The organism is Paenibacillus sp. FSL R5-0527 (genome assembly GCF_038008055.1).
GTDB classification, from domain to species: Bacteria; Bacillota; Bacilli; order Paenibacillales; family Paenibacillaceae; genus Fontibacillus; species Fontibacillus macerans.
Window position 1 is genome coordinate 5,595,301 of record NZ_JBBOYI010000001.1, and the last position, 14,008, is coordinate 5,609,308.

7 protein-coding genes and 1 other annotated feature are annotated in these 14,008 nt (G+C 57.4%); of the genes, 1 reads left to right on the plus strand and 6 read right to left on the minus strand.

The genetic code is table 11. From position 1 onward, the window contains the following. Positions 1-108: 108 nt before the first annotated feature. The 3 genes from NYE69_RS24890 to NYE69_RS24900 form a co-directional block, all read right to left on the minus strand. Positions 109-3,270, minus strand: a complete 3,162-nt coding sequence (locus NYE69_RS24890) for a ComEC/Rec2 family competence protein (RefSeq protein ID WP_340928353.1) — start codon at positions 3,268-3,270, stop codon at positions 109-111. A 1,150-nt stretch (positions 3,271-4,420) separates the two neighbouring features. Further along, complete coding sequence (locus tag NYE69_RS24895; protein ID WP_036621217.1) at positions 4,421-4,939, minus strand: deoxycytidylate deaminase; 519 nt, start codon at positions 4,937-4,939, stop codon at positions 4,421-4,423. A gap of 19 nt (positions 4,940-4,958) precedes the next feature. Next, positions 4,959-5,675 (minus strand): ComEA family DNA-binding protein, encoded by a 717-nt coding sequence (locus tag NYE69_RS24900; RefSeq protein WP_340928354.1) that lies wholly within the window; start codon positions 5,673-5,675, stop codon positions 4,959-4,961. Positions 5,676-5,896: 221 nt separating this feature from the next. On the opposite strand from NYE69_RS24900, the gene comER reads away from it, so the two are divergent. Continuing rightward, positions 5,897-6,844 carry a late competence protein ComER gene (comER, locus tag NYE69_RS24905; protein ID WP_445744789.1) on the plus strand — a complete coding sequence of 316 codons (948 nt, stop codon included), beginning with the start codon at positions 5,897-5,899 and terminating at the stop codon, positions 6,842-6,844. Positions 6,845-6,910: 66 nt separating this feature from the next. Here comER and leuS read toward each other — a convergent pair whose 3' ends face one another. The 3 genes from leuS to NYE69_RS24920 all read right to left on the minus strand — a co-directional run bounded on the left by leuS (position 6,911) and on the right by NYE69_RS24920 (position 13,938). Continuing rightward, positions 6,911-9,352 (minus strand): leucine--tRNA ligase, encoded by a 2,442-nt coding sequence (leuS, locus tag NYE69_RS24910; protein ID WP_340928356.1) that lies wholly within the window; start codon positions 9,350-9,352, stop codon positions 6,911-6,913. A 263-nt stretch (positions 9,353-9,615) separates the two neighbouring features. Further along, positions 9,616-9,874: a binding site (T-box leader), on the minus strand. Positions 9,875-9,985: 111 nt separating this feature from the next. Then, positions 9,986-12,253, minus strand: a complete 2,268-nt coding sequence (locus NYE69_RS24915; RefSeq protein ID WP_340930518.1) for a glycoside hydrolase family 3 C-terminal domain-containing protein — start codon at positions 12,251-12,253, stop codon at positions 9,986-9,988. Further along, positions 12,253-13,938: a glycoside hydrolase family 13 protein gene (locus NYE69_RS24920; RefSeq protein WP_340928358.1), complete on the minus strand. Its 1,686-nt coding sequence runs from the start codon at positions 13,936-13,938 to the stop codon at positions 12,253-12,255. The genes NYE69_RS24915 and NYE69_RS24920 overlap by 1 nt, the downstream gene beginning before the upstream one ends. Between the last annotated feature and the right edge of the window lie 70 nt (positions 13,939-14,008).

Consider the following 14,008-nt stretch of genomic DNA (forward strand, 5'->3'; position numbering starts at 1 on the left):
AAAAAGTCCGTGAACCCCGAATATCCCATTAACCTCACCTAAGAATACCAAAAAAAACAGGACCCGTCATCCTGCTTTCACGCGTCCTGACGGAATCCCACAAAATGGTTATTGCGCAAGCTTATAGCGGATAAGAATCCGGCCGCCCCGCACCTTCAACTGCACTCCGCCCATCCGATCGGTGCGGAAAATGCCGGCCCCCTGCGCTTCAAGCCGCTCCATGACCACCGGATGCGGATGCCCGTAAGTGTTGGACGCGCCGACGGAGATCAGGACGGCCTCCGGCCGCCAGTACGCCAGCCACTCGGCCGAGGTCGACGTTTTGCTGCCGTGATGAGCCACCTTCATGACGTCGACGGGATGTCCGTTTTCTCCCCCGGCCACCTGCTTGTCTGCCCCGGACATTTCCTTTTCCGACCCGACCGTTTCCTTTTTTGCCGCGGCCATTTCCAGCACTTCCCGCTCCGCCGCTTCATCCATATCCCCGGTGAACAAAAACCGGGCCCCGCTCATTTGGAGCAGGAACACGATCGAACGGTGATTTTGCTTCTCTTCGAACGGAATCGCTTCCGCTTCAGTACCGGCGGCTGCCGCTTGGGGATATAGAACGTCAAGTTTCGTCTCGGCATCCGGCTTCAAAGTCATGCCGCGGGCCGCCGAATAGACCGGTATGTTCCGATCTAGTGCAGTCTCCATCAGCTTCTTCATGGTGGCGGATTCGGCCAGACTTCCGTTGATCACCAGCGCCGCCACCGGGAATTGCTCAAGCACGGCTTGCAGGCCGCCGATGTGGTCCTGATCGCCATGGGTTAAAATCACGGCGTCCAGGCGGTGGATCCCCCGTTTTTTTAGCAGCGGAACAACCGTTTTCGCTCCGACTTCAAACGGCTCCTTCCTGTCCCGCCAGCTATCGGATGCTTTACGGAACGAAACGGTGCCGCCGCCGTCCACGAGAATATGAGCGCCGGACGGAGCCGTAATGAGCGCACAATCCCCCTGTCCCACATCGATAAATTCGATGTGCCCGACGCCTTTGGCATATGCCGTCCGGTACCCGGACACGATCAGCAGCGCGAGGCCGGCCGCTATTGCAATACGCAGAATTTCCCTGCGCCGGTTGGCGTCACGCGGCCATATCCTTAAGGCAATGGACATGAAGGAGTCCAGGAACTGCCGGAATGGCAGGGGCGTTTGGGATGTTTGGGGTGCCCGGGACGATCGGAACAATGGGAACTCCCGCGGCGATTGTCCGCCCAACTGCCGGTGAACTCCGGCAAATGCCGCCAAATAGCGCCCCGTCCTATCCGAGGCCGCTATTTCAGCCGGAGCGGGCGAAAGCGGCACCGTCTCATCGTCCAAGACGCCGGCCGCCGTTAAATGCCGCTTTTCCCGCCGCGAGCTCCAATAAAGCAGCAAAAACACGGCCCCGTAATATCCGGCGATCCACAGTAACGAGGGGGATTTCCAGTAGGTCATAAAGCCGCTTCGTTCACCAAGCCAGCCTGTGGCCCAAAACGTAGCCGTATTCAGCAGCCTTACCGGAACCGCCGCCCAGACGCCAAGCCGGTACGCGAAAAAGCTGAGCAGAAGCGCCGCCATCCCCATAGGCAGCGCCAACGCACCGATGACGGGGACTATCAGCAAATTTGCCGCCAGCGAGAGCAGGGAAAACTGGTTAAAATAGAAGATTGTTAAAGGAAACGAGACGATTTCGGCCGCCAGCGTAATGGCTACGGTCCCCCGGATTTTGGGCGGAAGCCAGGCGAAATAAGGCGAGATCAGCGGGACGAAAACGATCAGCCCGGCCGTGACCGCAAACGAAAGCTGGAAGCTGACGTTCAGCAAAAAATAGGGGTTCCAAAGCAGCATCATAAGCGCCGCGGCTGACAGCACATTAATGCTGTCCTTGAGCTTTCCCCGCCTCAGCAAATAGATGCCCAGCGTCGTCATGATCCCGGAGCGGATCACGGACGGCGAAAAACCGGTAATCAGCACATATGCCGGGACAAAAAACAACATGACGATCAGCGCGGTCTCCCGGCTGACCCGGCATAAACGCAGCAGCCAAAAAACGATCGCCACATTGATCGCCACATGGCTGCCCGAAATCGCCAAAATATGCGTCAGGCCAAGCTGGGTAAACTCCGCGTATTTCTCCGGATCAAGCTCGTCCTGAAGCCCGATCAGCAGGCCTTTCATGTAGCCGGCCTGCCATCCCGGAAACAGCCGCTCGATCTGCGCGCCCAAATAAGCGCGTAAAGCATCGACCTCCCCGAGCAATGCGGCGGCGCTCCATTTGCCGGGCAGTACGTTCAACGCGGACGCCCCGGTCGCCTTGACCAGCCAATGAATGCGCTGGTTATGCAAATAGCGGCGGTAGTCGAAGCCTTCAAAGTTGCGGGCCGGCTCCGGCCGTTTCAGGCTGCCCGTCAACGCGACATGCTGCCCCCGCCGCCAGGAGGCGGCTGTACTTAGCTCCTCCTCCGCCGCCAAACGCAGCTGTACCGCGACCTTCTCGCCGCCGGGGATATCCCCTCCCTCCAGCGGCCCCTTCAAGGCGCCATCGGAACGGCCGATCCGGCTCAATCGCAGCGTAAAGCCGGCCCGGTCGCCATCGACCTCCACCGGCGACACGATCGTCCCCTCCATCCGTACGGCAAGCCCGTCCAGATGGTCCTGAACGGGGAACCGCGCAGCGGTTAGGCCGACTGATGCACCCCGTGCGCTGGACTGCTCAGCGGTTAGGCCGGCTGATGCGCCCCGTCCGCTGGACTGCTCACCGGTTAGGCCGGCTGATGCGCCCCGTTCGCTGGACTGCTCAGCGGTTAGGCCGGCTGATGCGCCCCGTCCGCTGGACTGCTCACCGGTTAGGCCGGCTGATGCGTCCCGTTCGCTGGACTGCTCAGCAGTGAGACCATCTGATGCGCCCCGTTCGCTGGACTGCTCAGCAGTGAGACCATCTGATGCGCCCCGTTCGCTGGACTGCTCAGCGGTTAGACCATCAACCGTCTCCCCCCCGCCAGATAAAGCATGTTCAATCCGGCTGATATTTCTGGCTTCGTTGTACTGCCAATAGACGGCCCCAAGAGAAAATACCAGCCACAATACCGCAAGCCTCCGCAAGGGCCAACGCCCGATCGCCAATAACGCCGGGCAAACCAGCGTAATTCCCGCCCACATCAGCCAAAACCGGCTGCCGCCGAGCAAAATAGTTAAACCGCTGCCGGCGATCCAGCAGCAGGCGATAGCGGTCAAAGGTCTACGGAACATTACAAGTCCTCCTTCCTTTCGGGATCGCTGCCATATCAGACACACGTCCGCCACCGTTTAAGAATGCTTCCTCCAACAAGAAACCCGCGGCCTGCGCGCAGGCCAACGTCCGCCCGTATTACAGGGAAAAAGCGGGCCGAGAAGCCAGGCCAATCCGAGGCTGCACAAATCCAGGGCGATGCCGAATCTACGTAGATGCCGTTTTCAGTAGGAGCCAACCAGTAGTACCAAATCCAGTAGGTGGCGATTCCAGTAGGTACCGATTCCGCGAGATGCATAAGTGCAGTTCGTTTTGACTCAAAAACCCCGTTTCCGGCCCCGTCAGATGCAAAATTGCAGTTCATTTCCAGTCAAAAGACACTGAGCGTTGCATTAACTTTTGCTCAAGGTTTCTTTACAAGCGTTGGCTTTCGAATCGATACTTTCCGCCCGCCGGAAATCTAACGGTTGCAGCAGCGGTTATTTGCCAAAAAAAGACCTTTTCGAAATTCTAACGGTTGCGAACGTCGTTATTTGCCTGAATCCAAGCAAAAATTACCGGTTTTCAGCGAAATAAGCTCCATGGCAACCGTTACAATTTGAAATCAACGGTATTGGAACAAATAGCGCTTGTGGCAACCGTTAGAATATTGGTGTGCCCAGAAAATGTATCTTGCCAGATGTAAATGCAACGCTAGTGGTCAAAAGACCCTTTTTATCGGATAGCCCCAAAATAGATGCATTTTTGCATTTCAATCGGTCAATTCCAGTCATGTATGGTACATCAAATGCACTTTTACACTTGAGCCCTTAACCCCGTCATCCTTTTAAAGGGTCCAGCGCGGGCAAGACAAGAATACTGCGAAAATAGACGCGATTGGCGTTGCCATAACTATGTTTCACGCAGCACCTGACCGAACAAAACTCCATAAAACTCAAAAAAGCACCCCACCCGCCTTTGGGCGGATGAGGTGCTTCCTGCATCCTAAAGATCATTGCGTAATCCATATAAATCGCAGCATGATCCATATAATCTCATAATAAATCTAATTTCATATAAATCTCATATTAATCTCATATAATCTCATATAAACTCATATAAACTCATAATCTCCGCATACATCCGTTACAAATCATCGTATGTTCGATCAAGTTTGCCGCCGATGGCCGGTTATTCCTCAACGCGGACAACCGTTTCCGGCGGCGGCTGGTACGATTCCAAACGGCGGAACCGGATGCCTTTCTGCTTCATCATCGCCGTCACCTTGCCCGAATCTTTGGGGTAAGGCCGATGAAACACGATTTCCGTAATGCCGCTGTTGGCCAGCATGTTGGCGCAAGTCCAGCAAGGTTCGTCCGTAACGTAGACGCTGGAGCCTTCCCGGTCGATGCGGTCGGTGAACAGCAGCAGGTTTTGCTCGGCGTGGATCGTGCGCACGCAGCGCTGCTTCTTCACCATTTTTTCTTCTCCGTTTTCGATGACGACCTCGTATTCCTCCGCGATCATGCAGCCGGCTTCCGAGCAGTCGGGAACGCCCGAAGGAGCTCCGTTGTAGGCCGTTCCAAGCAGCTTTTTGCCCTGGACGAGAACGGCTCCGACATGCCGGCGGCTGCAGCGCGACCGCGTTGACACCATATAGGCGATATCCATGAAATACGTATCCCAGTCTTTGCGTTGATCCGGATTCATCCCTTTGGCTCTCCTGTTCCTACAGTCTGATATATGGCTTCATTTTTTCCAGCATTTTGTTTCCGATCCCTTTCACCTTCGTCAAATCGCTTAGGGAAACGAAAGGGCCGTGCGCGGTTCGGTAGTCGATGATCGCCTGCGCTTTTTTCTCGCCGATGCCGGGAATGTCCTGCAGCTCGGTAAGCCCCGCCTGATTGATGCTGATCAGGCTGGTGTCCGCCTGCTGCGGCGGCGCAGCGGACGAAGCCGGACTGCCGGCCGCAGAAGCGGCGGCGTTTCCGGCAGGCGGCTCGCCTGCCGCGGGGTTACCGGCAGCCGGGCTGCCAACCGCCGGCTCGCCTAAGGCCGCGCCCGCTGGCGGGGCCGCTGCTGAACCCGGCACCGCAGCACCGCCTCCGCCTCCCGCCGATCCGCCTGCCGCCGCTCCACCCGCGGCCGTCCCGGCCGCACCGCCTGCCGCTGCACGGCCGCCGGCAGTGTCCATGCCTTGCGCCGCTCGGCGCTGATCCCCCTTGCCGGCGTCCCCGGTATGGGCAGCGGCACTTGCGCCCGCCCCGACCGCAGCGCCTCCGCCTCCGGCAGGCGCTTGCTCCGCCTGCAGCGCCGAAGCCACCTCGGCGTTGAGCGGAACCCAGCCTTCAATTCCGGCCGGTTTGCTTCCGCCAACCGCAAGCAGCATCAGGCCGGCGCCAATAACTGCGGAAACGACCGACGTCAGCACATACTCTTTTCTCATACCCTGCCACTCCAATCTTAAAAGAATCTGCCCGGTAAGGTCATGAAGATCCAATCAAGATGCATACATATTTAAACAGGTGAAGTAGAAACGTTCGGTCTGCCCGGTAAATAACCGCAGGCAAAGGGCCGCACGTTTCTAACGTGAAAATCGAGTTCGCTGTGAAGCTATGATCCATGATGGCAACGAAAAGTGCGTCACGCACGGAAAGGGGAACCCGGATGAAAGTCGCCTTCATCGGAACCGGATCCATGGGAAGCTTGCTGATTGAAGCTTTTTCGCGTTCCGGTGCGCTGCTCCCGCATCACATCTGTGCCAGCAACCGTTCTCCCCTCAAAACGAAACGGCTGGCCCAACGTTATCCCGGACTAAAAATATACGGAAGCAACGCGGAAGCCGCACGGGACAGCAAAATTATCTTCCTGTGCATCAAACCCCTGGATTACCCTGAGGTTATCGCGGAAATCCGGGATGTGCTCGACGAAAAACAGATCGTCGTATCAATTACGAGCCCGGTGCAAATCGAAACTCTGGAGCAGGCCCTCCCGGCCAAAATCGCCAAAATTATTCCCAGCATTACCCACTCCGTACACAGCGGAGCTTCGCTCTGCATGTACGGAAAGCGGATCCGGCCCGAGGACCGGCTCCTGTTGGAGCAGCTGATGTCCTCGGTCAGCACGCCGTTTACGCTAAAAGAAACTGAGACCCGCATCGCTTCCGACATCGCCAGCTGCGGCCCCGCATTCGTCGCCTACATGCTGAAGCTGTGGGCGGAAGCCGCCGGAGAGCTAACCGGACTGACGCAGGCCGACGCGATCACGCTCGGCTCCGAAATGCTGCTCGGAACGGGCAAGCTGTTGACCGAAGGCGGACTAACCGCGGAGGAGCTTATCGAGCGCGTCGCCGTCCCCGGCGGCGTTACCGCCGAGGGATTGACCGTGCTGGAAGCCGGCCTTCGCGGCCTGTTCGTGCAGTTGATCGAAGCGACGCACCGCAAGTACGATGAAGATCTCGGCAAACTGCATGCGCTGTTTAATCCTCCTGAACCCGGCGGGGAAACGGCGGCAGAAGAGGAAGGAGATTCCTCCCCTTCCTCCCATCAGGCGGACGGCGGCGCCCTGTCCAAGGCGGAACCGCCGAACGGTTCGGGAGCCGCTACCCTGCCTTAATGCCGGTGACCCGCAAATAGACTGCCGCAATAGACTGCCGCCAAAGCAGCAGCAGCCGGCAGGCTTTTAGCCGACGACAATGTTGACCAATTTGCCCGGAACGGCGATCACCTTGCGGATCGTCTTGCCAGCTACAGCCTGCTGCACGTTCGGCAGGCTTAAGCTGTGTTCCTGCATGGCCGCCTGATCCAGCTCTTTGGAAATTTTCGTGCGGTCCACGATTTTGCCGTTCACCTGCACGACGATTTCCACTTCCGCTTCGACCGTCCAAGCCTCGTCATAGGCCGGCCACGGCTCGTACGTGATCGTTTCGGCATGCCCGAGGCGCTCCCACAGTTCTTCGGCCAAATGCGGCGCCAAGGGGGACAATAGCTGCACGAAGTTTTCAGCCGCAGCCTTCGGAACGGCATCCGTTTTATAAGCGTCGTTGACGAAGATCATCAGTTGGCTGATCGCCGTATTAAAGCGCAGGTTTTCCAAATCCTCGGTTACCTTTTTGATCGTTTTGTGCCAGGTCCGTTTGAAGTCATCGCTGCCGCCGTCCGCGGTGATTTTCGGGTTCAGGCTGCCGTCCTCGGCGACGAAGAGGCGCCAGACCCGCGACAGGAAGCGGTGAATGCCTTCCACGCCGTTCATGTTCCACGGCTTGGTCGCTTCCAGCGGACCCATGAACATTTCGTACACGCGCAGCGTATCCGCGCCGTATTCACCCACGATTTCGTCCGGATTGATGACGTTGCCGCGGGATTTGCTCATTTTCTCGTTGTTGGTGCCCAGGATCATCCCTTGGTTCACAAGCTTATGGAACGGCTCCTTCGTGGTCACCACGCCGAGATCGTAAAGCACCTTGTGCCAGAAGCGGGCGTACAGCAGGTGAAGCACCGCGTGCTCGGCGCCGCCGATATACAGATCGACCGGCAGCCACTCCTGCTGCTTCTCTTTGGAGCACAGCTCCTTGTCGTTATGCGGATCGATGTACCGCAGATAATACCAGCAGCTGCCCGCCCACTGCGGCATCGTGTTCGTCTCGCGCCGCGCCGGCAGGCCGGTCTCCGGATCGGTCGTATTGACCCATTCCGTAACGTTCGCGAGCGGCGATTCCCCGGTGCCCGACGGCTTGATGGCGTCGACGTCCGGCAATACCAGCGGCAGCTGATCCTCCGGCACCGGCTTCATCGTGCCGTCTTCGAGATGGAGGATCGGGATCGGCTCGCCCCAATAACGCTGGCGGCTGAACAGCCAGTCGCGCAGGCGGTACGTCACCTTGCCGCGCCCTTTGCCGTTTTCCTCCAGCCAGGAGATCATTTTCTTGATCGCTTCCGCGTTGTTAAGCCCGTTCAGGAAACCGGAATTGACGTGCGGACCGTCGCCCGCGTACGCTTCCTTCGCCAGATCGCCGCCTTCGACCACTTCGAGGATCGGCAGCTCAAAACGCTTGGCGAACTCGTAGTCCCGCTCGTCATGCCCCGGCACGGCCATGATGGCCCCGGTGCCGTAGCCGGCGAGCACGTAATCGGCGATCCAGATCGGCAGCTTGGCGCCGTTCACCGGATTGATCGCGTAAGCGCCGGTAAATACGCCGGTTTTTTCCTTCGCCAGATCGGTCCGCTCCAGGTCGCTTTTGCGCGCGGCTTGATCTTGATAGGCCTCGACGGCTTCGCGCTGGGCGTCCGTCGTGATCGTTTTGACCAATTCATGCTCCGGTGCAAGCACCGCGTAGCTGGCCCCGAACAAGGTGTCCGGACGCGTCGTAAACACGGTCAGCGCCGCGTCATGGCCGTCGATCGCAAAAACGACTTCGGCCCCTTCGGATTTGCCGATCCAGTTACGCTGCATATCCTTGATGCTTTCCGACCAGTCGAGCTCTTCCAGATCTTCCAGCAGCCGTTCCGCATACTCGGTGATTTTCAGCACCCATTGGCGCATCGGCTTGCGAATGACCGGATGGCCGCCGCGTTCGCTTTTGCCGTCGATCACCTCTTCGTTGGCCAGCACCGTTCCCAGCGCAGGGCACCAGTTTACCGGCACCTCGGCCACATAAGCGAGACCTTTCTTATAAAGCTGGATAAAAATCCACTGGGTCCATTTGTAATATTCCGGATCGGTCGTGCTGATTTCGCGGTCCCAATCGTAGGAGAAGCCCAAAGATTTGATTTGGCGCCGGAAATTGTTGATGTTCTTGACCGTAATATCGCGGGGATGCTCGCCCGTATCGAGCGCGTGCTGCTCGGCCGGCAGGCCGAAAGCGTCCCACCCCATCGGATGCAGCACATTGTAGCCGCGCATCCGTTTATAACGGGAGACGATATCCGTCGCCGTATAACCTTCCGGGTGGCCTACATGAAGGCCCGCTCCCGAAGGATAAGGGAACATGTCGAGCGCGTAAAACTTCGGTTTGCCCGCCTCTTCCCGTGTTTTGAACGTATGATGCTCATCCCAGTAAGCCTGCCATTTCGGTTCGATGTTCTGAGCCCGGTAAACGGCATGAGGCGCATTATTGTCCGCCATAATCGAAAATCCTCCTTGAACAACCATTTTGAATTAACATTTTAGTGAGGGTTCAAAAAGTCAGGTTTTCAGCACCGAGAAGGTTGAATGAAGCTAGGGACTGAGTAGCGGAGCGTAGGTGAGCCTACGTGAGCAACGGAAGGCCCGGCTGAATTCAAGATTCGATGCCGATTAAGCTCCATTGTTCTACTTCGTGATCAAAAGATGACTTTTTGAACTACCTTTTTAAAATTAAAAAACCTCCCGCCCCGTAGCGTATCATCGCTAGGGACGGGAGGAAATTCCCGTGGTACCACCCTAGTTAGCGTCGGACATGCTTTGTCCTTCGCTCACTTTGCACCCTTAACGCGGGCGAGACGGCGATGTTCATGCGGCCGGCAATAAAGCCGTCAGCGTATCCGCCGCTACCGCAATTGCACCGCACTCCGAGGCGAGTTCATTCCGCGGCCAACCGGCTTGCACCTTCCGCCGGCTCTCTGCATGGTCTGTCCGAAAATACTGATTCCTCATCACTGCTTTGCAATATCCAGCTTTAAAATTGATTATAGACTATTATATCCAATCCGGCTCCCCAAAGTCAACGGCAGTCTTCGGCTAAACCCGGGCCCAGGAACGAAGGCTTTTGGCGCCGAATCAACTCCTGTTTACCCGGGTCAGCAGAACTTCCATGTCCTCTTCCCGAAGGCCTCCCTTGCTTAGCGAGACAAGCGCGCGCAGCGGCAGAAAATGAAGATCGGCCGCGGCGATATCAGCCGGTTTGTCCTCCGGAAATATCCCGCTATTCAGCTTGAATTGCTCGATCAGCGCCAGCGTCAGCGGGTCGGGAGCGGCTTTGGTCAACAGATCGCCCAACGTCGAGTTGCGCGTAAACGAGGGCCTCAGCTTGACGGCGCTCTCTACATAAACCGCTTCGGCCGCGGCGATATCCCGGGACGAACGCCCGATCAAAATATCGAAAAAGCCGCTTTCCACATGCCAGCCGCCCAGCTCCACATCGTAATAAGCAAACGCTCTTTTATTCAGCTCAAAAATTACCGTTTTCTCTTCGCCGGGCTGAAGCTCGAGCTTTTCAAAGCCCTTAAGCTCCTTCGGCGGACGGGCCACGGACGCCTCCCGGTCGCTTACGTACAGCTGCACGATTTCCTTGCCCGCCACCTCTCCGGCGTTTTTGATCCGCACGCTGACCGTCAACGTCTCATGCTCCCGGATTCTGGAGCTGCTGAGCGTTAAACCGGAGTATTCGAACCGGGTGTAGCTCAGGCCGTGTCCAAACGGAAACAGCGGTTCAAGCGCTTTGGCGTCATAGTAGCGATAGCCGACGAACACCCCTTCCTTATATTCGGCGCGGTCCTGACCGCCCGGAAAAAACAGATGGGACGGGTTATGCTCGAGCGCCGCCGGAAAGGTTTCGGCCAGCTTGCCGCTTGGATTGGCGTCGCCGAACAGCAGATCGGCCACCGCCCCTCCGGCCGCCTGTCCGCCCAAATAAGCCTCCAGCACGGCCCGGGTTTGGCCGATCCAGGGCATCTCCACCGGCGAACCGTTGCTCAGCACCACGACCAGATTGCTCTGGACCTTGGCCACCTCTTCGATCAGGCGAAGGTGATTGCCCGGCAAACGCAGATGGCTGCGGTCATATCCTTCCGTTTCGTAGCGATCCGGCAAGCCGGCAAAAATAACGGCGACCTCCGCCTTGGCGGCGGCTTCCGCGGCTTCCGCCAGCAAAGCGGCATCAACCTCATCATCGTCCGGACGGTATCCTTGCGCATAGGTGATCTGCGCCGGATCTTTGACTTTACGTCCGATTTCCTCATAAGCGATATCCAGTCTGGTCGGCACAATATGCGAACTGCCGCCGCCCTGAAATCTCGGCCGCCGCGCGAAGCCGCCGATGACGGCGATGCTCGCTTCCTTGGAGAGCGGCAGGATGCCCTGCTCGTTTCTGAGCAGCACCATGCTTTCGGCGGCTACTTTTCTGGCCAGATCATGGTGCCCGGCGGCATCAAACGAGGCTTGCTCCCGTCTTGCCGCATGGCCCTTAAAGGCCAGCTCCAGCAGTACTTTGACCGCTCTGTCCAGTTGCTCTTCAGGAAGCTCCCCGTTACGCACGGCTTGAACGATTTTGGCGTCGCCTTCTCCGAGATTAAACGGCATTTCCAGATCGAGCCCGGCCAGCAGGCCGTCCACCCGCTCGTTTACCGCGCCCCAGTCGGAGATCACAGCGCCTTCATATCCCCATTCCTGCCGCAAAATATCGGTCAAAAGCCGCTTGTTCTCGGCGCAGTATTCTCCGTTTACCCGGTTGTAAGCGGTCATCACCGTCCACGGGCGGCCTTTTTTCACCGCACCTTCAAAGCTGGCCAGATAAATCTCCCGCAGCGTCCGTTCATCGGCAACGGCGTCCACCGTCATCTTACGGTACTCCTGGTTATTCAGTGCAAAATGCTTGAGCGAGGTTCCGACTCCCTGACTTTGTACCCCTTCAATATGGCTGGCCGCCATTTCCGAGGACAAATAAGGGTCCTCCGAGAAATACTCGAAGTTTCTGCCGCAGAGCGGACTGCGCTTGATGTTTGCGCCCGGACCGAGCAATACCGACACGCCTTCGGCCTGGCATTCCTTGCCGAGCGCTTCCCCCATTTGCCGGATCAAGGTCCGGTTCCAGGTGCAGGCCAGCCCGGCGGCGGAGGGAAAACAGGTGGCCGGCAAACTCTGCCCAGCGGCCAAATAATCCGCATTTTCCGCTTCCTTGCGCAGGCCATGGGGCCCGTCCGCCATGCGGATCGAGGGAATCCCCAACCGGCTTATTTCCTTCAAGCGCCAAAAATCCCGGCCCGAGCAAAGACTTGCTTTTTCCTCCAACGTCAATTGCGTGAGAACCCGTTCTATCGACTGCTCCATCATTTTCTCCGCCATCTGAAAACCAGCGCCTCATACGGTCTTAACGTGTTTTGATCCCGGCCCTCGTAATTGGACAGGACTAGTTCGCCGTCCAACGGGATTTCCGTAAGCTGCTGCAGAGAGACGGACCGCCCGGTAAAATTGCACAATACGACCCAGCGTTCGCCGTTATAGGTGCGCTGATAGGCCCCGACCTCCCTCAATTCCTTGCAAAGGTCGTCATAGTATCCGTAAACCAAACTCCGGTGCTCCCGCCGCAGCGCGATGAGACGACGGTAAAACTGCAGCACCGAATCCTCTTTTTTCATATTCTCCGCGACATTGATCTCTCTATAATTGGGGTTCACTTTGATCCAAGGCGTTCCGGAGGTAAAGCCGGCCTCCCGCTCACCGTTCCACTGCATCGGGGTTCGCCCGTGATCGCGGCTCCGTTTGCCAAGGTAGCCCAAAATCTCCTCCGCCGGCCGCCCTCTGGCCGTCTCATCCCGGAACAGGTTGAGGCTGCCGATGTCGCGGTATTCATGAATGGAGTCAAAAGGACAGTTGGTCATGCCGATCTCCTGCCCCTGATAAATGAAAGGCGTTCCCCGCATCAAAAAATAAAACGCCGCAAGCATTTTGGCGGATAAGTCACGATAGGGCCCGTCATTGCCGAATTTGGATACCGAGCGGACATGGTCATGGTTCTCCAGGAACAACCCCATCCAGCCATGGCGGTTGGATTCCTGCTGCCATAACGACAGGGCGTCCTTGAATTTTTTCATGTCCCACTCGACGAACTCCGCTTTGCCGCCGGGCTTGATGTCCAAATCCACATGATTAAATTGGAACAGCATCGTAAACACGCCGTCCGTCTCATCCACAAAGTCGCCGATTTGTTCGAGCGGCACCCCCGGAGCTTCGGCGACCGTGATCGCCCCTCTCGGCTCCAGCGCTTCCCGCTTCATCTCGCGCAGAAAATCGAGGATGCCTTCCTGATTTAAGCTGACTTTTTCAATGGGCGCAAAATCCCGTCCGGGTTCGGCTTCAAGCTGGGGAAATTGGGGGTTTTTCTTAATGTATGTAATCGCGTCGACGCGGAATCCGGCAATCCCTTTATCCATCCACCAGTCGATCATCGCGTAGAGTTCCCGTCTCACTTCGGGGTTCTCCCAATTCAAATCCGGCTGCTTGGGAGAGAAGCAGTGCAGGAAATACTCGCCGCTTTGCTCATCGTACTCCCAGGCTGAACCGCCGAATCCGCATTCCCAGTTGGTCGGCTCCTTGCCGTCCTTGCCCGGCCGCCAAATGTACCAATCCCGCTTAGGGCTGTCCTTTGCGGAACGCGATTCGATAAACCAGGCATGCTCGTCCGACGTATGGTTGGCGACCAGGTCCATTACCAGCCGAATGCCCCGCTTTCCGGCCTCCGCAATCAACTCGTCCATATCTTCCATCGTTCCGTATTCGTCCAAAATGCCGTGATAATCGCGGATATCGTATCCGTTATCGTCGTTTGGCGAATCGTATACCGGGGAAAGCCACAGCAAATCGATGCCAAGATAGTGCAAATAATCGAGACGTTCGATAATGCCCCGCAAATCTCCGATCCCGTCGCCGTTCGAGTCTTGGAAGCTGCGCGGGTAAATCTGGTAGGCGATGCTCTCCTTCCACCACTGTTGTTTCTGTTCTTTCCGATCGTTCATGGTAGTCCTCCCACTTTATTTCCGGCTCTCTTTATAACAAGCGGGGGATAAGCCAACCGGCTTATCCCTC

Bases quoted from the DNA above. Each gene is read 5' to 3' on its own strand.
- NYE69_RS24890 (WP_340928353.1), bottom strand. From the start codon at position 3,270: ATGTTCCGTAGACCTTTGACCGCTATCGCCTGCTGCTGGATCGCCGGC.
- NYE69_RS24915 (WP_340930518.1), bottom strand. From the start codon at position 12,253: ATGGAGCAGTCGATAGAACGGGTTCTCACGCAATTGACGTTGGAGGAA.
- NYE69_RS24920 (WP_340928358.1), bottom strand. From the start codon at position 13,938: ATGAACGATCGGAAAGAACAGAAACAACAGTGGTGGAAGGAGAGCATC.
- NYE69_RS24900 (WP_340928354.1), bottom strand. From the start codon at position 5,675: ATGAGAAAAGAGTATGTGCTGACGTCGGTCGTTTCCGCAGTTATTGGC.
- NYE69_RS24895 (WP_036621217.1), bottom strand. From the start codon at position 4,939: ATGAATCCGGATCAACGCAAAGACTGGGATACGTATTTCATGGATATC.
- comER (WP_445744789.1), top strand. From the start codon at position 5,897: ATGAAAGTCGCCTTCATCGGAACCGGATCCATGGGAAGCTTGCTGATT.
- leuS (WP_340928356.1), bottom strand. From the start codon at position 9,352: ATGGCGGACAATAATGCGCCTCATGCCGTTTACCGGGCTCAGAACATC.